Consider the following 720-nt stretch of genomic DNA (forward strand, 5'->3'; position numbering starts at 1 on the left):
TGGATTACTAGTGTGTTTGACTGCAGGGGCAGTATTGTGTGTCCAGAAATATACTGTACCCACAATAGTTGGGTTGGGTCCTGCTGTATTGGCCTGAATAAATTTAGTGGCATCCAGGGCAGAAGGATACGGATTCCCAACAAGGTTCCATTTTGCAGGTATTGGCTTCATATTTACATCGCCGTTATTGGGTACTCCAACAAAGGAAGCAGAATGAACTGAACCAACAGTGAGTGAATTTGATTCAGGTGCACGAACGATATAACCAATTCCAGGCGTCATTACAGCTGCACCATTCATATGTGATACCCATCCGCTAAACGGATCATAACTCTGGTACATATTAGCCGCTGTTCCCGGAGATAAGTCATGAAGGGTAAAACCACTAACCGGTGATGACCAATAAGTAAAATCGTACCTGCGTACCGCAACAGTGTTACGTTTATAGGTTATGTTTCCGACATTGCTGCTTACCGTTGTGGCTGAGCCTTGTACCAAACTGGCATTGTTGTCAAAAATCAAAGATCCTGTTCCTAAAACAGTAAGTGCATTAGTAATGTTTAAAGTACGTCCCGAAGGTACTGTCATGGTAACTCCTGAATTAATCGTACAGGAACAAGCATTCAAATCAGCAGTTATAGGAAATGCACTGGCAAATGTTACATTTTTGGTAGCGTCAGGTAAGCCGTTTGACCAGGTACCGTTGTAGGTGGTGGAGGA

Annotated in this window: 1 pseudogene; it reads right to left on the reverse strand. The window is 43.3% G+C overall.

Annotation, left to right across the window (positions count from 1 at the left end):
• Positions 1-720 (reverse strand): annotated as a pseudogene (locus FLP_RS25585) (T9SS sorting signal type C domain-containing protein); the annotation flags it as partial.

It is taken from the genome of Flavobacterium piscis (assembly GCF_001686925.1).
In the GTDB taxonomy this organism is placed as follows: Bacteria; Bacteroidota; Bacteroidia; order Flavobacteriales; family Flavobacteriaceae; genus Flavobacterium; species Flavobacterium piscis.